A 19016-nucleotide genomic window follows, 5' to 3' on the forward strand; every position below is an offset into this window, starting at 1 on the left:
TTTCAGGCCGCGTCGCGCGGCAAGGAGGCGAGCCAGGCGTCGACGAGCGCGAGGCTGTAGCGGCTCGCCACCTCGGCCACGAAACGCGTGAAGTCGCCGTGCGCGGCATCGTCGGCGCGGTCCGAAATGGTCCGCAGCGCCGCAAAGGGCACGCCGTAGTCGTGGCAGGCCTGCGCCATCGCCGCGCCTTCCATCTCGACCGCGAGCGCGTCGGGCAACGAGCGCTGCAGGGCCCCGCTCTCCGCGGTGGTCGACACGAAGCGGTCACCGCTGATCAGCAGGCCGCGATGCACCGTCGGCGACTGCAGATGGAATTCATCGACAGCCTTCTGCCCCACCAGGCGCACCGGATCACGCAGCGCACCTTCAGCCACCGCCGCCAGTGCATCGCCGATGGCCGCATCGGCCGCGAAGCGTGAGCGCCCCATCAGCGGCACCTCGTATTTCGGAAAGATCGGCGAGGCGTCCATGTCGTGCTGCAACAGCTCGGTCGCCACGACCACGTCGCCGACGTTCACGCCCGGCGCGAGTCCGCCCGCCACGCCCGTGAACACGATCGCCCGCACGCCGAAGCGCTCGAGCAGCACCGTGGCCGTGACCGCCGCCGCGACCTTGCCGATGCGCGACAGCACCGCGACCACGGGCTGGCCCTGCAGGTGGCCGACCCAGAAGTCACGACCGGCGACGCGCACGCGCTGCTCGTCGGGCATGCGCGCGAGGAGCGCGCTCAGCTCCTCGTGCATGGCCGCCACGATGGCGATGGGCGCAACCACGACGGCTTACTTGATATCCACGCCGTAGAAGGTGTGGCGGCCAAACGGGCTCAATTTGAAGTCAACCACTTCCTTGCGCACCGGCTTCAGCTGCACCGCGTGGGCGATGGTGAACCACGGCGCCTGCTCCTTGAAGATGACCTGGGCCTTCTTGTAGAGCGCGTCGCGGTCGGCCTGCTTGACCGTGCTCTTGGCCTTCACCACGAGGTCTTCGTACGGCTGGTGGCAGAACTTCGAGATGTTGCTGCCGCTGGCCGACTTGGCCGAGGCGCAGCCCAGCAGCGTGTACAGGAAGTTGTCCGGGTCGCCGTTGTCGCCGGTCCAGCCCAGCATGCCCATCTGGTGCTCGCCGGCCTGCAGGCGCTTGCGGTACTCGCCCCACTCGAAGCTCTTGATCTCGGCCTTGACGTTGATCTTGGCGAGGTCGGCCTGCATCAGCTCGGCGATGCGCTTGGCGTTCGGGTTGTACGGGCGCTGCACCGGCATCGCCCAGAGGTCGGTGCTGAAGCCATCGGGGAAGCCGGCCGTCGCCAGCAGTTTCTTCGCCGCTTCGGGGTCGTACGGATCGTCCTTGGTCGCGTCGTTGTAGGACCACATGGTCGGCGGAATCGGGTTCTTCGCGGCCACGCCGGTCGTGAGGTACACGCCGTCGATGATGGCCTTCTTGTTGATCGCCATGTTGATGGCCTTGCGCACACGCACGTCGTCGAAGGGCTTCTTCGTCGTGTTGTACGAAAGGTAGCCGACATTCAGGCCGGGCTGCTCCAGCACCTGCACATTCGGGTCCTTGCGGATCGCGTCGAGGTCGGCGGGGTTCGGGTACGGCATGACATGGCACTCGCCCTTCTGCAGCTTGGCCCAGCGCACCGACGCATCGGGCGTGATCGCGAACACGAGGTCGTCGATCTTCGCCTTGCCGCCCCAGTACTGCGGGAAGGCCTTGAAGCGGATGACCGCATCCTTCTGGTACTGCACCAGGTAGAACGGGCCGGTGCCGATCGGGTCTTGGTCGACCTTCTCGGGCGTGCCGGCCTTGAGCATCGCGATGGCGTATTCCTTGGACTGGATGCCCGCGTACTGCATCGCCAGGTTGGCGAGGAACGGCGCCTCGGCCTGGTTGAGCGTGATCTTCACCGTGTGGTCGTCGATGCGGTCCACCGACTTCAGCAGCTTGGGCATGCCCATGTCGTTGAAGTACGAGTGGTTCTGGCTCGTGACCTTGAAGAAGGGGTCGCTCTCCTTCCACTGGCGCTCGAGCATGAAGATGAAGTCGTCGGCGTTGAAGTCGCGCGTGGGCTTGAAGCTCTTGCTCGTGGTGTGCCACTTCACGCCCTTGCGCAGGTGGAAGGTGTACACGGTGCCGTCGGCCGAGATGTCCCATTTTTCAGCGAGGCCCGGCATGACCTTCGTGCCACCGCGCTCGAATTCGACGATGGTGTTGTAGACCTGCGTGGTCACGTCGAACGATGTGCCGGTGGTGTTCATGCCCGGGTAGAAATTTTCCGGGCTTCCTTCGGAGCAGTACACCAACGTCTTGGCTGACACGGCGCCGCAGGCCAGGGTAAGGGCCGTGAGCGCTGCCGGTGCCAGGAGCGCCAGCTTTGGTGAGCGGCGCGAAACGGAGGACTGGGTCGTCATGGGGACTCCTCGAGACAGGGTTGAAAAAATCGCCACGTCACTCTTCAGGAAGCGGCGAGCACGGGACCATCGGCGCGCACAGCAGGCGCACCTTCGAGAAACTGTTCGGCGTAGTGGCAAGCCACCAGCCGTTCGTCGAGCGTGCGCAGCGCGGGGCGCTCCTCGCGGCAGCGCGGCTGCACGTGCGGGCAGCGCGTGCTGAAGACGCAGCCCGTGGGCGGGTTCAGCGGCGACGGCAGCTCGCCCTTGAGCACGATGCGCTGGCTGCTCAGGCCCGGCGTCGAGGCCAGCAGCGCCTGCGTGTACGGATGCAGCGGCCGCGCAAAGATGCGCGACTTGGGCCCGTGCTCCACCGCATAACCCAGGTACATCACGAGCACGTCGTGCGCAATGTGGCGCACCACACCCAGGTCGTGCGAAATGAAAAGGTACGCCAGCCCCAGCTCGGCCTGCAGGTCGGCCAGCAGGTTCAGCACCTGCGCCTGGATCGACACGTCGAGCGCCGACACCGGCTCGTCGGCCACCAGCAGGCGCGGCGACAGCATGAGCGCGCGCGCAATCGCAATGCGCTGGCGCTGGCCGCCCGAGAACATGTGCGGGTAGCGGTTGGCGTACTCGGGGCGCAGGCCGACGCGGGCGAGCATCTCTCGCGCCTTGTCGGCGCGCTCGGGCTTGCTCAGCGTGGTGTTGATGGCCAGCGGGTCTTCGAGCACCGCCGAAATTTTCTTGCGCGGGTTGAGCGAGCCGTACGGGTTCTGGAACACCAGCTGCACGGCCTGGCGCAGCTCGCGCTTGCGTTCATGCGGCGGGCTCACTGCATCGGCGCCGATGAGCGTCAGCTGCCCGGCTGTGGGCTTCTCGATCAGCGCGACCATGCGCGCGAGCGTCGACTTGCCGCAGCCCGATTCGCCCACCACCGCGAGCGTGCGCCCGCGTTCGAGGCGGAACGAGATGTCGCCCACAGCGCGCAGCTGCGCCGGCGCACGGAACAGCCCGCGCCTGACGTCGTAGGTGCGCTGCAGGTTGCGCGCCTCGACCACGATCTCCGGCGGAGCGTCGCTCATGGCAGCACCTCCGCGATGGCAGCGCGCGGCGGGTCTTGCGCGATGGCGTCAGCGCGCCCCGGCTCGCCGAGCGGAAAGTGGCAGCGCACCTCGGCACCTTGCCATTCACGCAGCGCCGGGCGCACCTGACAGGCGCGCTCGGTGACGTAGCCGCAGCGCGGCGCGAACAGGCAGCCCGCGGGCCGGTCGTGCACGCCGGGCACCACACCGCTGATGGTCGCGAGCCGCCCCTCGGGTGCGGCACGTTCCGGCAGCGCCGCGAGCAAGGCCTCGGTGTAGGGATGCTGTGGCGACGCGAACAACCGATCGACGCGCTGGTGCTCCATCACCTGCCCCGCGTACATCACGGCGATGCGCTGCGCCATCTCGCTGACCACGCCCATGTTGTGCGTGATGAGCACGAGCGCCATGCCGCGCTCCTTCTGCAGGTCGCGCAGCAGGTCGAGGATCTGCGCCTGGATGGTCACGTCGAGCGCGGTGGTCGGCTCGTCGGCGATCAGGAGGCGCGGGTTGCAGGCGATGGCCATCGCGATCATCACGCGCTGGTTCATGCCGCCCGAGAGCTGGTGCGGAAAGCTGCCCAGGCGCGACGATGCGGCCGGAATGCCCACCTGCTCGAGCAGTTCGGTGGCGCGCTTTTTTGCTTCGCGTTTGTCGAGCTTCAGGTGCAGCCGCAGCGTTTCCATGAGCTGGAAGCCGATGGTGAAGCAGGGGTTGAGGCTGGTGGTTGGCTCCTGGAAGATCATCGCGACCTCCTTGCCGACCAGCGTGCGGCGCACCTTGTCGGAGATGCCGAGCAGCTCCTTGCCCGCGAAGCGCATGTGCTCGGCGCGCACGCGGCCCGGGTAGCCGACGAGGCCCATGAGCGCCATCATCGTGACGCTCTTGCCCGAGCCGGATTCGCCGACGATGCCGAGCACCTCGCCCTCTTCGAGCGTGAGGCTCACGCCGTCGACGGCGTGCATCACGCCACCTTGCGTGGGGAACTCGACGTGCAGGTCCTTGATGTCCAGCAAAGGCATCGTTGCTTTCCTTTGCTTTCAGCGCTTGAGCTTGGGGTCGAGCGCATCGCGCAAGCCGTCGCCCAGCAGATTGAACGCCAGCACCGCCGCAAGAATCGCAAGGCCCGGGAAGGTGACGACCCACCACGCGCGCAATACGAACTCGCGCGCGTCGGCCAGCATCGTTCCCCACTCGGGCGACGGCGGCTGCGCACCGAGTCCGATGAAACCGAGCGCTGCCGCGTCGAGGATGGCGGTCGAGACGCCGAGCGAGGCCTGCACGATCAGCGGCGCCGAGCAGTTGGGCAGCACCTCGCGGAACATCAGGCGCAGCGTGCCGGCACCGCTCACGCGCGCCGCGGTCACGTAGTCGCGCGAGACCTCGGCGATGACGGTGGCGCGCGTGATGCGCACGTAGTGCGGCGGCACGACGATGGCCACGGCGAGCATCGCGTTGACGAGCCCCGGCCCGAGGATCGCCACGATCACGATGGCCATCAGCAGGCTGGGCATCGTGAGAATGATGTCCATCATCCGCATGATCGTGATCTCGAGCACGCCGCGGAAGAAGCCGGCGACGAGCCCGAGCACCACGCCCACCACCACCGACAGCGCCACCACCGCGACACCGATCGACAGCGACAGCCGCGCGCCATGCATCAGCCGCGACAGGATGTCGCGCCCGATGGCGTCGGTGCCGAGCAGGTAACTCCATGACCCGCCCTCCTGCCAGGCCGGCGGCTTGAGAAAGGCGGCGGCGTTGGTTTCGTTCGGCGCATGCGGCGCGATCCATGGAGCGAACAGCGCGACGAGCAGCAGCACCACGATGGTGACGAGGCCGATGACCGCGCCGCGGTTCGCCGAGAAGGCGGTCCAGAACTCGCGCCACGGGCCGGGAGGCACCGCGGCCTGCGGGCCGGGGGTGACGGCGTGGGTGTTGCTCGTCATCGATTCAGTGCCTGATCCGCGGGTTGATGACGCCGTACGCGATGTCCACCAGCAGGTTGAGCAGCATCACGATGCCGCCCAGCAGCAGCATGCCGCCTTGCAGCACGGGGTAGTCGCGCCGGCCGATGGCCTCGATGAGCCACTTGCCGACACCGGGCCAGGAGAAGATGGTCTCGGTGAGGATCGCGCCGGTGAAGAGCACGCCGATCTGCAGGCCGATCACGGTCACGACGGGGATCAGCGCGTTGCGCAGCGCATGCAGCCCCACCACGCGAAAGCGCGACAGGCCCTTGGCGCGCGCGGTGCGGATGTAGTCCTCGCCCAGCACCTCGAGCATGGCCGAGCGCGTCATGCGCGCAATCACGGCCAGCGGCACGGTGCCCAGCACGATGGCCGGAAGAATGAGGTGGTGCAGCGCCGACCAGAAGGCCTCGGTCTCGCCGGCGCGCAGCGCGTCGATCAGCAGGAAGCCGGTCTGCGGCTCGACGAAATACTGCACCGAGATGCGGCCCGACACCGGCGTCCAGCCGAGTTGCACCGAGAAGAACAGGATGAGCAGCAGGCCCCACCAGAAGATCGGCATCGAGTAGCCGGTGAGCGACGTGGCCATCACACCGTGGTCGAAGATGGAGTTGCGCCGCACCGCCGCAACGATGCCGGCCGGCAGCCCGAGCAGCAGCGCGAACAGAATCGCGCAGACGCCGAGTTCGACCGTGGCCGGAAAGAGCGCGAGAAACTCGCTCATCACGGTGTCCTGCGTGATGAGCGACTTGCCCAGGTCGCCCTGCAGCACGCGGCCGATGTAGATGCCGTATTGCACGAGCAAGGGCTTGTCCAGGCCCATGGCGGTGCGCAGCTCGGCGTGGCGCGCGGGGTCGATCCCGCGCTCGCCGGCCATGGTCTCGATGGGGTCACCCGGCACCAGCCGGATGAGAAAGAAGGCCAGCAGCGTCATGCCGATGAAGGTCGGCACGAGCAAGCCTAGGCGGACATAGATGAATCTGAGCATCGACCCGCGAATATGCAAGATCGATGCCCCGGCCCCACCCGGGCGGAACCCTTACTACTTCTTGCTATCCCGCAGCTCGCGCCGCAGGATCTTGCCCACTGGCGTCTTGGGCATGTCGGTGCGGAATTCGATCACGCGCGGCTGCTTGTAGCCCGTGAGGTTGGCGCGGCAGTACTCGCGCACCTGCGCTTCGGTGAGTGCCGGGTCCTTCTTGACGATGACGAGCTTCACGGCCTCGCCGGTCTTGTCGTCGGGCACGCCGACCGCCGCACATTCGAGCACGCCGGGCAGCATCGCCACGACGTCTTCGATCTCGTTCGGGTACACGTTGAAGCCCGACACCAGGATCATGTCCTTCTTGCGATCGACCACCTTGAAGTAGCCGCGCTCGTCGACCACGCCGATGTCGCCGCTCTTGAAGTAGCCGTCGGGCGTCATGACCTTGGCGGTCTCGTCGGGGCGCTGCCAGTAGCCGGCCATGACCTGCGGACCCTTGATGGCGATTTCGCCGCGCTCGCCGGTCGGCACTTCATTGCCGTCGTCGTCGAGCAGCTTGAGCCAGGTGCTCGGCAGCGGCAGGCCGATGGTGCCGGTGTAGGCGGTGCTGTTGGTCGGGTTGCAGGTGGTCGAGGGCGAGGTTTCCGAGAGGCCGTAGCCTTCGCAGATCGGGCAGCCGGTTTTCTCGAGCCAGAGCTTGGCCACCGCGGCCTGCACGGCCATGCCGCCGCCGACCGAAACCTTCAGGTTCTTCCAGTTGACGGTGTTGAAGTCGGGATGGTTCGCCAGGCCGTTGAACAGCGTGTTGACGGCCGGGAAGCTGTGGATGGTGTGCTTCGACAGTTCCTTCAGCACGCCGGGAATGTCGCGCGGGTTCGGGATGAGGATCAGCTTGCCGCCCGTGCGCATGTTCAGCATCATGCCGACCGTGAACGCGAAGATGTGATACAGCGGCAGCGCGCACACGCTGGTGGGCTGCTCGTTGGCCGGCACCTTGGCCATGACGGGCTCGTTCCAGGCTTCGGACTGCAACACGTTGGCGATCACGTTGCGATGCAGCAGCACCGCACCCTTGGACACGCCGGTGGTGCCGCCGGTGTACTGCAGCACGGCCACGTCGTCGGGGCCGATGGCCACGGGCTTGAGCTTGCCGCTCGCGCCCTTGTCGAGCGCGTCGTTGAAGCGCACCGCGCCCGGCAGGCTGAAGTGCGGCACCAGCTTCTTGACGTTGCGCACCACGTAGTTGACGAGCGCGCCCTTCAGGAAGCCGAGCCGGTCGCCCATGGAGGCCAGCACGATGTGCTTGATCGGCGTGGCCGCGATGCATTGCTGCAGCGTGGTGCCGAAGTTCTCCATGATGACGATCGCCTTGGCGCCCGAGTCCTTCAACTGGTGCTCGAGTTCGCGCGGCGTGTACAGCGGGTTCACGTTCACCAGGATCAGGCCCGCGCGCAGGATGCCGGCCACCGCAATCGGGTACTGCGGGCAGTTGGGCATCATCGCAGCGACGCGGTCGCCCTTCACGAGGCCCAGGCCCTGCAGGTACGCGGCAAAGGACTTGCTCTGCTTGTCGGTCTCCGCGTAGCTGACGTCCTTGCCCATGAAGCTGTAGGCCGTGCGGTCGGCGTACTTGGTGAAGCTCTCCTCCATGAGCGCCACCAGCGACGGGTACTGCGAAGCGTCGATGTCGGCGGGTACGCCTTGCGGGTAGCTGCTGAGCCAGGGGCGTTCGGTCATGGATGTGTCTCCTCGGAGTCGGATGAGTTTTTTAAAACGAAAACGGCGCACGTGAGGCGCCGCGACGATCTGGCCCGTATCGCGGGCGCGGACCTTCGGCCTATTCGATGGCCTTGCCCATATCTTCCACTACTTTTTTCGCATCGCCAAAGACCATCATGGTCTTGTCCATGTAGAAGAGTTCGTTGTCCAGGCCGGCATAACCCGCCGCCATGGAGCGCTTGTTCACGATGACGGTCTTGGCCTTGTAGGCCTCCAGAATGGGCATGCCGTAGATCGGGCTGCCCTTGGTGTGCGCCGCGGGGTTCACCACGTCGTTGGCACCCAGGATGATCGCCACGTCGGCCTGGCCGAACTCGCCGTTGATGTCTTCCATCTCGAACACCTGGTCGTAGGGCACCTCGGCCTCGGCCAGCAGCACGTTCATGTGGCCGGGCATGCGCCCTGCCACCGGGTGGATCGCGTACTTGACGGTGATGCCCTTCTCGGTGAGCTTGGCCGCCAGTTCCTTCACGGCGTGCTGGGCGCGCGCCACGGCCAGGCCGTAGCCCGGCACGATGACCACGGTCTCGGCGTTGCCGAGCACGAAGGCCGCGTCGTCGGCGCTGCCGGTCTTCACGGGGCGCTGCTCCTTCGCGCCGCCGGTGGCCGCGGCCGCCTCGCCGCCGAAGCCGCCCAGGATCACGTTGAAGAACGAGCGGTTCATGGCCTTGCACATGATGTAGCTCAGGATCGCGCCCGACGAGCCCACCAGCGAACCGGCCACGATCAGCATCGCGTTGTTCAGGCTGAAGCCGATGCCGGCTGCCGCCCAGCCCGAGTAGCTGTTGAGCATCGACACCACCACCGGCATGTCGGCGCCGCCGATCGGGATGATGATGAGCACGCCCATCACGAAGGCCAGCGCCAGCATCGCAAAGAACGCCGGCCAGCTTTCGGTGGCCACGAACACCAGGCCCAGTGCGACGGTCGCCAGGCCCAGCACCAGGTTCAGCATGTGCTGGCCCTTGAACTGCACCGGCGCGCCCTGGAACAGGCGGAACTTGTACTTGCCCGACAGCTTGCCGAAGGCGATGACCGAGCCGCTGAAGGTGATGGCGCCGATGGCCGCCCCCAGGAACAGCTCGAGCCGGTTGCCGTAAGGAATGCCGTGGCGCACGAAGCCCTCGAAGAGGACCGCGCCGTCGGGCGTGCGCGAACCGATGACGGCCGCCACGGGCGCGGCGGTGATGCCGAAGGCCCAGGGCTCGGCCACCGCGGCCACGCCGATGAACACCGCGGCCAGGCCGATCATGCTGTGCATGAAGGCGACCAGCTCGGGCATCTTGGTCATCTCGACCTTGTTCGCCATGAAGGCGCCCAGGCCGCCACCGACCACGACGGCGGCCAGCACCCAGGCGATGCCGGTGGTGAAGTCGACGTTGAGCGCGCGTGCCTGTGCATGCACCAGCGCGATGGTGGTCAGCACGGCGATCGCCATGCCGGTCATGCCGAAGACGTTGCCGCGGATCGAGGTGGTGGGATGCGACAGGCCCTTCAGGGCCTGGATGAAGCAGACGCTGGCAACGAGGTACAGCAGCGTGACGAGGTTCATGCTCACTTGGAAGCTCCCTCTGCAGCCTTCGGTGCGACGGCCTTTTTCTCTTTCTTCTTGAACATCTCGAGCATCCGGCGCGTGACCAGGAAGCCGCCGAAGACGTTCACCGCGGCCAGCGCCACGGCGAGCACGCCCATGGTCTTGCCCAGCGGCGTGGTGGTGAGCGCGGCGGCCAGCATGGCGCCCACGATCACGATGGCCGAGATGGCGTTGGTCACGGCCATGAGCGGCGTGTGCAGCGCGGGCGTGACGGTCCAGACCACGTGGTAGCCGACATAGATGGCCAGCACGAAGATGGTCAGGTTGATGACGGTGTGCGAAACGATTTCCATGGTGTTTTCTTCTCCTCGTTCGGTCTCTGTCTCTGGGTCCAGGGCTCTGTCAGAGCTTCTTGACTTCGTTGATGCGGTTGGCATCGCCAAGCAGCACCACCTTGGGCTTGTAGTCCGCGGCTTCGGCCTCGGTCATGGGGGCGTAGGTGCAGATGATGAGCAGGTCGCCCACATGCGCCTTGCGCGCCGCCGCGCCGTTGAGCGAGATGGCGCCCGATCCGCGCGCGGCCTTGATGATGTAGGTCGAGAAGCGCTCGCCGTTGTTGACGTTGTACAGCTCGATCTTTTCGTACTCGCGCATGTCGGCCGCGTCGAGCAGGTCTTCGTCGATGCCGCACGAGCCTTCGTAGTGCAGGTCGGCTTCGGTGACGGTGGCGCGATGCAGCTTCGCGCGGAGCATGGTGCGATTCATGAAAGGCAGCCTGCTCTTCTTACTTGCGCGTGACCTGGCCGTCTTGCGTGACGCGGCAGGCGGCGACGATGTCGTCCTCGAGGTCGATCTGGAGCGCGCCTTCCTTCGTGACGACGAGCTTCAAAAAGTCGAGCACGTTGCGCGCATAGAGCGCCGACGCGTCGGCCGCCACCAGCGCCGCCAGGTTGGTTTCGCCGACGATGGTCACGCCATGCTTGACCACGGTCTTGTCGGCCTCCGACAGCGGGCAGTTGCCGCCAACGCCGTCCGCGCCCTTGCCGGCCGCGATGTCGACGATGACCGAGCCCGGCTTCATCGACTTGACCATCTCTTCGGTGATGAGGGTGGGTGCGGCACGGCCGGGAATGAGCGCGGTGCTGATGACCACGTCGGCCAGCGCGACGCGCTTGGCGACCTCGATCTGCTGGCGCGCGAGCCAGCTCGGGGGCATCGGCTTGGCGTAGCCGCCGACACCGACCGCGGCCTCTTTCTCTTCGTCGGTGTCGTAGGACACCTCGATGAACTTGCCGCCCAGCGACTCGATCTGTTCCTTGACGCTCGGACGCACGTCCGACGCCTCGATCACGGCGCCCAGGCGCTTGGCCGTGGCGATCGCCTGCAGGCCGGCCACGCCGACGCCCAGGATGACGACGCGCGCGGCCTTCACGGTGCCGGCGGCGGTCATGAGCATGGGGAAGAAGCGCTGGTACTTGTCGGCCGCGATCATCACGGCCTTGTAGCCCGCGATGTTGGCCTGTGAGCTGAGCACGTCCATGCTCTGGGCGCGCGTGGTGCGCGGCGCGGCTTCGAGGGCGAAGGCCGTGACGCCCGCGGCAGCTAGGCGTTGCAGGCCGGCCGCGTCGAAGGGATTGAGCATGCCGATGACGACCGCGCCGGCCTTCAGCTGCGCCGCTTCGGCGTCGCTGGGCGTGCGCACCTTGAGCACCATGTCGGCGGAGAACGCGCCCGCCTGATCTGTGATTTCCGCGCCGGCGGTCTGGTAAGCCGCATCGGTGACGCTGGCTGCAACGCCGGCTCCCGACTGAACACGAACGATGTGCCCGGAAGCGACCAGTTTCTTCACCGTTTCGGGTGTCACGGCCACTCGGGTTTCGCCAGCCGCTGTCTCGGCAGGCACGCCTATCAACATAGAGTTCTCCTCAGGGGAAGGGGGCAGCACGGAATGCGGGCAGAGCTTACAGCAAGATTACAAGCGTTCACTGTCGCCAAGATACCGCATGCATATCGCCGTCCAACGCCCATGTGTATTGATTTTTCAGCTACTTAATTGATAGCAAATTGAGCGCCGATGCGATGTCCGGAAACAGGCGGCCCGCCATGGGTTGAAACCCGTATGCCGCTGAATCCATTCGCGCCACTGGATTGAAATCAATTGAGCCCAATTGCCATCAATTAGCGATTGAATCACATACATAAAATCAATTTGAGTGAATTAATGGCGATTCGCATTCCAAATCCCTGAAGCAGATAGATACACTTCGATTCATATTGCGGACACATAGAGGCCCGCACAGGGCGGAACAAGGGAATGGAATGCGAATCGCAGTACTCGACACCGAGCCGGAGCAACTCCGGCTGATCAACCAATCCATGGCGAGCCTCGGTCACGAGTGCCACACCTACGCTGCCGGCAAGGCCTTGCTTCACGCCATGCGCCGCGAAACCTTCGACCTGCTGGTTCTCGACTGGCGCCTCCCCGACATGAACGGCCCCGACGTCGTCAAGACGATCCGGCAGGACTACAAGAGCCGCATGCCGATCCTGTTCGTGACCGAGCACCATGGCGACACCGACATGGTCGAAGGCCTCAACGTCGGTGCCGACGACTTCATGGCCAAGCCGCTGCGCCCGATCGAGTTCGAGGCCCGCGTCAACGCCCTGCTGCGCCGCTCCTATCCTTCGCGCAACGAGCCCGAACTGGTGTTCGGCCCATACCACTTCTTTCCGCCCTCACGCGCCATCAAGGTCCATGGCGTCACAGTCGAGCTGAAAAACCGCGAATACGAACTCGCGCTCTTCCTGTTCCAGAACCTGGGGCGCCTGCTCTCGCGCGAGCACCTGCACGAGGCCGTCTGGGGACTCGGCATCGAAGCCCTGTCGCGCTCGCTCGACACCCATGTGTCGCGGTTGCGCACCAAGCTCGAACTGCGCCCCTCGAACGGTTTTCTATTGCTGGCCGTCTACGGCCTCGGCTACCGGCTGGAAACCATCGAGGTGGACACGCGGACCGCCGCCAGCCGGCGCTGAAGCGCTCCCGACCGCGGCGCCTGGGGTGCAGCGATCGGCCGATAGCCGATAGACTCGCGCCCACGATGCCCACACGCTGGAAACCCAATGTCACCGTGGCCGCGGTGATCGAGCAAGACGGCCGCTTCCTGCTCGTCGAAGAGCAGACCGACGACGGCCTGAAGCTCAACAACCCCGCCGGCCACCTCGACCCCGGCGAGTCGCCCGAGGACGGCTGCATCCGCGAGACGCTCGAGGAAACGGCCCACGCCTTCACGCCGACCGCGCTGCTGGGCGTCTACATGGCGCGCTCGGCCGAGCAGCCCGACGTGACCTACATGCGCTTTGCCTTCACCGGCGAACTCGGTGCACGCGAAGAGGGCCGCGCGCTCGACGAAGGCATCGTGCGCACGCTCTGGATGACCGTGGACGAGATCCGCGCCAGCGTGGCGCGCCATCGCAGCCCGCTGCTGCTGCGCTGCATCGAGGACTACCTCGCCGGCAAGCGCCACCCGCTGTCGCTGATCCACACCGACGACGGCGTGCGCCAGCCGCGCTGAGCGGCCAGCCAGCCGCCCGGTTCAGACGATGACGCCGCCCCCGAGGCAGCGCTCGCCGTCGTACAGCACGGCCGACTGCCCCGGCGTGACCGCCCATTGCGGCGCACCGAAGCGCAGGCTGAAGGCGCCGTTGGCGCCCTCGGCCATCTCGCAGGCCGCATCGGCCTGCCGGTAGCGCGCCTTCGAACCGTAAGTGCCGGCCACGGGCGCTTCGCCCGCCACCCAGCTCGCATCGTCTGCCTTCAGTTCGGTCGACAGCAGCCACGGATGGTCGTGCCCCTGCACCACCCACAGCGTGTTCTTCTCGACGTCCTTGCGCGCGACGAACCAGGGCGAATGGTCGCCCGCGCCGCGCTGTGCACCCTTCTCCTTCACGCCGCCGATGCCCAGGCCCTGCCGCTGGCCCAGCGTGTAGAAGCTCAGGCCCTGGTGCTCGCCGAGCTTGCGGCCGCGGTCGTCCTTGATCGGGCCCGGCTCTTTCGAGATGTAGCGGTTCAGGAAGTCGCGGAACGGCCGCTCACCGATGAAGCAGATGCCGGTCGAGTCTTTCTTCTTCGCATTGGGCAAGCCGATTTCTTCCGCGATGCGGCGCACCTCGGTCTTGTGCAGCTCGCCGACCGGGAACAGCGTCTTCGACAGCTGCGCCTGGTTCAGGCGGTGCAAAAAGTAGCTCTGGTCCTTCGAGTTGTCGAGCCCCTTGAGCAGCTCGTGCCGGCCCGTGGCCTCGTTCAGGCGCACGCGGGCGTAGTGGCCGGTGGCGATCTTCTCGGCGCCCAGCCGCATGGCGTGGTCGAGAAAGGCCTTGAACTTGATCTCGGCGTTGCACAGCACGTCGGGGTTGGGCGTGCGGCCGGCCTTGTACTCGCGCAGGAACTCGGCGAACACGCGGTCCTTGTAGTCGGCGGCAAAGTTGACGTGCTCGATCTCGATGCCCAGCACGTCGGCCACGCTGGCGGCGTCGATGAAGTCGATGTTCGACGAGCAGTACTCGCTGTCGTCGTCGTCTTCCCAGTTCTTCATGAAGATGCCGACCACCTCGTGCCCCTGCTGCTTGAGCAGGTGCGCGGTGACCGCGGAGTCCACCCCGCCGCTCAGCCCGACCACGATCCGTTGTTTTGCCATAAGCCCGCCATTGTCCCAGCCCGGCAACAGGGGCATCCGGCGTGTGGGAAATCGGGAAAACCCGTGTCGCCGGCTTGTCAGCCGCCACACCACGATGCGAAAGGCCGGCGCTACAGTGACCCGAAACACAGCGGAGACACACGCATGGCGACCCCTTCCCCTCTGACAACCCCACCCCTGGACGCGCAACTACCCGCCCGGCATGCGCTGGGACGCCGAGCTGCCCGTCAAGCCGGTGCAGCAGATGCTCGACGAGGCGGTCGCGCGCTGGCCCGACCATTCGGCCGTCGAGTTCATGGGCCAGTCGCTCAGCTACCGCCAGCTTGGCGAGGCGGTCGACCGCGCCGCCAAGGGCCTGCAGGACTTGGGCGTGAAGCCGGGCGTGCACGTCGGCCTCTACCTGCCGAACACGCCGCACTACCCGATCGCCTTCTTCGCCGTGCTCAAGGCCGGCGGCACGGTGGTGAACTACTCGCCGCTCGACGCCGAGCGCGTGCTGGCCCACAAGATCGAGGACAGCCGCACCGACATCCTCGTCACGCTCGACCTCGTGAACCTCTACCCGCTGATGGCGCGCCTGCTCGACAGCTCGCGCCTGAAGACGCTGGTGGTCGGCAGCCTCGGCGACTACGGCGCGGCGGGCGACAAGGTGCAGGCGCAGTTGCAGGCCGCGGGTCAGATCGCCCCCGTGCCGGTGGACGCGCGCCATGTGCGCTTCACCGACCTGCTCCAGAGCGAAGGCACGCACCAGACCTACCCGCTCGGCGACCTCGCCGAAGAGATCGTCGTGCTGCAGTACACCGGCGGCACCACCGGCCTGCCCAAAGGCGCGATGCTCACGCACGCCAACCTCACGTCGGCCTCGGCGCAGTACTACGAATCGACGCGCGGCGAACCACCGATCCTGGCCGAAGGCGGCGAGCGCTTCCTGGTCGTGCTGCCGCTGTTCCACATCTTCGCGCTCAGCGCCGCGATGCTGCTGGGCGTGCGCCTGGGCGCGGCGCTGGTGCTGCACACGCGCTTCGATGTCGACGCGGTGATGAACGAACTCGCGGCCAGCAAGATCAGCGTGTTCCCCGGCGTGCCGACCATGTACACCGCCATCCTTTCGCACCCCAAGGCCAAAGAGATGGACCTGCGCTCGCTGAAGTTCTGCGGCTCGGGCGGCGCGCCGCTGCCGGTGGAGGTGGAGCAGCGCTTCTTCGAACTCACCGGCTGCCACCTCAACGAAGGCTGGGGCATGACCGAGACCTCGCCCGTGGGCACCTTCACGCCGGCACGCGGCGTGCGCAAGGCCGGCTCGTGCGGCATGCCGCTGCCGCGCGTGCGCATCAAGCTCGTGAGCCTGGACGATCCGACCAAAGACGTGACCGCCTTCGGTGAACCCGGCGAGCTGTGCGTGCAGGGCCCGAACGTCATGAAGGGCTACTGGAACAACCCGAAGGCCACCGCCGAGTCGATGACGGCCGACGGCTACTTCCGCAGCGGCGACGTCGCGAAGATGGACGCCGACGGCTACCTGTACATCGTCGACCGCACCAAGGACATGCTGCTGTGCGGCGGCTACAACGTGTACCCGCGCGTGCTCGAGGAGGCGGTGTACGAACACCCGTCGGTGGCCGAGGTCTGCGTGATCGGCGTGCCCGACGACTACCGCGGGCAGTCGCCGAAAGCCTTCGTGAAACTGAAAGACGACGCGGAAGAACTCACGCTCGACACGCTCAAGTCTTTCCTCAAGAACCGCCTGGGCAAGCACGAGATGATCGGCGCGCTCGAGATCCGTGCCGAGCTGCCCAAGACCGCGGTGGGCAAGCTCTCGAAGAAAGACCTCGTGGACGAGGAAGCTCGCAAGCGGGCCTAGGACGAGGCCTTGCTTACTTCTTCTGGCCGAACGCACCGGCCAGCAGCTCGTAGGAGCGCAGCCGGGCGGCGTGGTCGAACACCTGCGAGGTGATCATGAGTTCGTCGGCGCCGGTGCGCGCCACGAAGGCTTCCACGCCCTGCTTCACGGTCTCGACCGAGCCCACCGCCGAGCACGACAGCACCGAGTCGAGCAGCGCGTTCTCGGCCGGGCCGACCTTCTGGCGATAGTTTTCGACCGGCGGCGGCAGCCGGCCGGGTCGCCCGCTGCGCAGGTTCACGAAGGCCTGCTGCCACGAGGTGGCGCGGAACTCGGCTTCTTCGTCGGTGTCGGCCGCGAACACGTTGAAGCCCAGCATCACGTAGGGCTTGCTCAGCTGCGCCGAGGGCTTGAAGGTCTCGCGATAGATCTGGATGGCCTGCATGATCTGCTGCGGCGCGAAGTGCGAAGCAAAGGCGTACGGCAGGCCCAGGTGCGCAGCCAGCTGCGCACCGAAAGTGCTCGAGCCGAGGATCCACACCGGCACCTCGAGCCCCGCGCCGGGCACGGCGCGCACGGCCTGCTGCGGGTTCTTCGACATGAAGTCCATGAGCTCCATCACGTCCTGCGGGAACTGGTCGGCGTCCGACTCCAGGTTGCGCCGCAGCGCGCGCGCGGTGCGCTGGTCGGAGCCGGGCGCGCGGCCCAGGCCGAGGTCGACGCGCCCCGGGTACAGCGACTCCAGCGTGCCGAACTGCTCGGCGATCACCAGCGGCGAGTGGTTGGGCAGCATCACGCCGCCGGCACCGATGCGGATGGTGGAGGTGCCCGCGCCCACGTACGACAGCAACACGGCCGTGGCCGCGCTCGCGATGCCCGGCATGCCGTGGTGCTCGGCCAGCCAGTAGCGCGTGTAGCCCAGCGCCTCGCCGTGCTGCGCCAGCGACAGCGAGTTGCGGAACGACTGCGCGGCATCGCTGCCTTCGGTGATCGGGGAAAGGTCGAGGATCGAAAGCGGAATCATGGCGCGATCATGGCGCGAACCGCCCCATGCCGTCACGCACGGGGCTATTCGGTTTGGTATAGCGTCGCGACGCTCGCGAAATCGCGGCCGTGCTGCGTCACATGGACCTGGAACGGCACGCTCTCCCCCGGTGCAATGGCCGGCAGGTTCTCGACCACCTTGAAGCCGGTCAGCTGGTCGTTGCGGTCGCGCAGGCTGACCCACAGGCGCACCTTGGCCGCAATGGCCGTGCCGGGGTTCTTCACCGTGCCCGTGACCTCGACGCTCTTGTAAGTGAAGCGCTGGCTGAAATTGAGCAGCACGCTGCCGGTGCCGGCCTTGGTGCCCGTCACCTGCACCTCCAGCGGCTTGCGCGGGCCGGGCAATGCGGCGCGGCGCATCGGCTTCCACTCGACGCGGGTCTGCGTGATGCGGTCCACGGCCCTCGGCTCGAACAGGATCGGAAAGCGCTCGCCCGGGTACAGAGTGGCCAGCTCGTCGAGGCGCGTGGTGCCGTCGGCGGTGCTGCCGCCGAAGCGTGAGATCACCGCGCCGGGCGTGATGGCGATGGCATCGGTGCTGCGGTTCACCAGCTCGGTCATGAAGAGCGGCCGCTGGATCGTGCTGCGCCCCGCCACCAGCGGCAGCAGTTCGAGTTGCCGCGGGTCGAAGCGCTCGCTGTCCTCGGCCAGCAGGTCTTCGGTGCTCAGCCGCAGGTCGGGGTGGAAGACCTCCGGCGCGCCGCTCGTGCGGATCACGCGGTCGGCGCTCAGCACCGTCGTGCGCGACCCCGAAGGCGTGACCGTGTGATAGCCGATGCGGTAGTCCCACGCCGCGATGGCGGCGCCGCGGCCGAAGCGGCTGAGGTCGACATCGATCGCCGCGCGCCCGCCCGGCTCCAGCGTGGAGCCCGGCGCGTGGCCGCGGCCCGTGCCGATCACCTGGCCCGCGTCGTCGTACAGCGTGACCAGCGCCTCGATGCTGCCGAACGCCGGCGCACCCGGCGCACCCGCATGCACGAGGCGGCCGGCCAGGCGCACGCGCTCGCCCTGCTGCACCAGCCGCAGGCGCGAGAACGCCAGGCGCGGCCCGTCGGCGGCGCTGCGCGGTTCGGACAGCTTCTCGACCGTCACGTCCTGCCGCGTGACGTTCCTGCCAGACGGCAGGTCGACCAGCACGGGTGCGGACTCGCCGGGCATCAGCACGTCGATCGGCAGCGATTCACTGCGCTCGCTCAGCCGCGTGTCGCCGTCATGGAACACGAGCTTCAGGCTGGGCCGTTCGAGCGGTCGACCGGTTTCGTTGCGCGCCAGCACCAGCAGCTTCGGCCGCTCGCCGACGAGCACCTGGCGCGGCTCGGAGAGCTTCAGGCCATCGGTGGCGATGGTGCGGTCGACGATCGCGCGCGCCACCGAAGGCGCCTCGCTGCGCTTGCCCGAACCGAACAGCAGCATCGCGACCTGGACGGCCAGCGCCACGCCGACAAAGCCGATCACGACGAAGCCGATCGTGCGCAGCATCTGCTTCTGGCGCAGCGCCTGTTCGGCCGCGATCTGCTGGCCGGCGTGGTGCTTGACCTGCTGCAGCACGCGCTCGAGGCGGTCGGACACGTCGTCTTCCACCAGCGACATCGAGCCGCAGTGCGAGCAGGTGTATTCGTTCAGGCCGGTGCGGCGCAGCGTGCTGCCGCCGCACTCGCCGCATTTGAGGGTCTGCAGGTCGATGCTCATGGATGT

Annotated in this window: 17 protein-coding genes; 3 read left to right on the plus strand and 14 right to left on the minus strand. The window is 67.0% G+C overall.

The features are described from left to right. Positions 1-2: 2 nt before the first annotated feature. The 11 genes from GFK26_RS04915 to GFK26_RS04965 form a co-directional block, all read right to left on the minus strand. The gene (locus tag GFK26_RS04915; RefSeq protein ID WP_153281025.1) at positions 3-773 is read right to left on the minus strand and encodes a 5'-methylthioadenosine/adenosylhomocysteine nucleosidase; all 771 of its coding nucleotides are present in this window, start codon (positions 771-773) and stop codon (positions 3-5) included. 6 nt (positions 774-779) lie between these two features. Beyond that, entirely contained in the window at positions 780-2411 is a 1632-nt protein-coding gene (locus GFK26_RS04920) for an ABC transporter substrate-binding protein (protein ID WP_153281026.1), read from the minus strand. A 44-nt stretch (positions 2412-2455) separates the two neighbouring features. Continuing rightward, complete coding sequence (locus GFK26_RS04925) at positions 2456-3475, minus strand: peptide ABC transporter ATP-binding protein (protein ID WP_153281027.1); 1020 nt, start codon at positions 3473-3475, stop codon at positions 2456-2458. After that, positions 3472-4497 (minus strand): ABC transporter ATP-binding protein, encoded by a 1026-nt coding sequence (locus GFK26_RS04930; protein ID WP_153281028.1) that lies wholly within the window; start codon positions 4495-4497, stop codon positions 3472-3474. Before GFK26_RS04930 ends, GFK26_RS04925 begins: the two co-directional genes overlap by 4 nt. An 18-nt stretch (positions 4498-4515) precedes the next feature. Next, the gene (locus GFK26_RS04935) at positions 4516-5424 is read right to left on the minus strand and encodes an ABC transporter permease subunit (RefSeq protein ID WP_153281029.1); all 909 of its coding nucleotides are present in this window, start codon (positions 5422-5424) and stop codon (positions 4516-4518) included. Positions 5425-5428: 4 nt separating this feature from the next. Further along, positions 5429-6433, minus strand: coding sequence for an ABC transporter permease subunit (locus GFK26_RS04940; RefSeq protein ID WP_070063398.1), 1005 nt, complete (start codon positions 6431-6433; stop codon positions 5429-5431). A gap of 54 nt (positions 6434-6487) precedes the next feature. Then, positions 6488-8167, minus strand: coding sequence for a long-chain-fatty-acid--CoA ligase (locus GFK26_RS04945; RefSeq protein ID WP_153281030.1), 1680 nt, complete (start codon positions 8165-8167; stop codon positions 6488-6490). A gap of 100 nt (positions 8168-8267) precedes the next feature. Then, positions 8268-9767, minus strand: coding sequence for an NAD(P)(+) transhydrogenase (Re/Si-specific) subunit beta (locus tag GFK26_RS04950; RefSeq protein ID WP_153281031.1), 1500 nt, complete (start codon positions 9765-9767; stop codon positions 8268-8270). Next, positions 9764-10096, minus strand: coding sequence for an NAD(P) transhydrogenase subunit alpha (locus GFK26_RS04955; protein WP_153281032.1), 333 nt, complete (start codon positions 10094-10096; stop codon positions 9764-9766). The genes GFK26_RS04950 and GFK26_RS04955 overlap by 4 nt, the downstream gene beginning before the upstream one ends. Positions 10097-10145: 49 nt before the next feature. Beyond that, complete coding sequence (gene panD, locus GFK26_RS04960; RefSeq protein ID WP_062481508.1) at positions 10146-10508, minus strand: aspartate 1-decarboxylase; 363 nt, start codon at positions 10506-10508, stop codon at positions 10146-10148. 19 nt (positions 10509-10527) lie between these two features. After that, positions 10528-11658, minus strand: a complete 1131-nt coding sequence (locus tag GFK26_RS04965; RefSeq protein ID WP_153281033.1) for a Re/Si-specific NAD(P)(+) transhydrogenase subunit alpha — start codon at positions 11656-11658, stop codon at positions 10528-10530. Positions 11659-12062: 404 nt separating this feature from the next. Here GFK26_RS04965 and GFK26_RS04970 point away from each other — a divergent pair, with 404 nt between their 5' ends. Together GFK26_RS04970 and GFK26_RS04975 are read left to right on the plus strand one after the other, a co-directional pair. After that, on the plus strand, positions 12063-12776 hold the full coding sequence (locus GFK26_RS04970) for a response regulator transcription factor (protein WP_153281034.1): 714 nt from the start codon (positions 12063-12065) through the stop codon (positions 12774-12776). 65 nt (positions 12777-12841) lie between these two features. Continuing rightward, a complete protein-coding gene (locus tag GFK26_RS04975; RefSeq protein WP_153281035.1) occupies positions 12842-13315 on the plus strand; it encodes an NUDIX hydrolase in 474 nt (157 codons plus the stop codon). A 21-nt stretch (positions 13316-13336) separates the two neighbouring features. Here the strand turns inward: GFK26_RS04975 and mnmA are convergent, their stop codons facing one another. Next, a complete protein-coding gene (gene mnmA, locus GFK26_RS04980; RefSeq protein WP_153281036.1) occupies positions 13337-14437 on the minus strand; it encodes a tRNA 2-thiouridine(34) synthase MnmA in 1101 nt (366 codons plus the stop codon). A gap of 202 nt (positions 14438-14639) precedes the next feature. On the opposite strand from mnmA, the gene GFK26_RS04985 reads away from it, so the two are divergent. Next, on the plus strand, positions 14640-16298 hold the full coding sequence (locus tag GFK26_RS04985; RefSeq protein ID WP_153281037.1) for a long-chain-fatty-acid--CoA ligase: 1659 nt from the start codon (positions 14640-14642) through the stop codon (positions 16296-16298). A gap of 13 nt (positions 16299-16311) precedes the next feature. Here the strand turns inward: GFK26_RS04985 and GFK26_RS04990 are convergent, their stop codons facing one another. Both GFK26_RS04990 and GFK26_RS04995 read right to left on the minus strand, forming a co-directional pair. After that, positions 16312-17301, minus strand: coding sequence for an LLM class flavin-dependent oxidoreductase (locus tag GFK26_RS04990; RefSeq protein ID WP_153281038.1), 990 nt, complete (start codon positions 17299-17301; stop codon positions 16312-16314). A 44-nt stretch (positions 17302-17345) separates the two neighbouring features. Then, entirely contained in the window at positions 17346-19010 is a 1665-nt protein-coding gene (locus GFK26_RS04995) for an FxLYD domain-containing protein (protein ID WP_153281039.1), read from the minus strand. Positions 19011-19016: the final 6 nt, after the last annotated feature.

Source organism: Variovorax paradoxus (assembly GCF_009498455.1).
GTDB lineage: Bacteria > Pseudomonadota > Gammaproteobacteria > Burkholderiales > Burkholderiaceae_C > Variovorax > Variovorax paradoxus_H.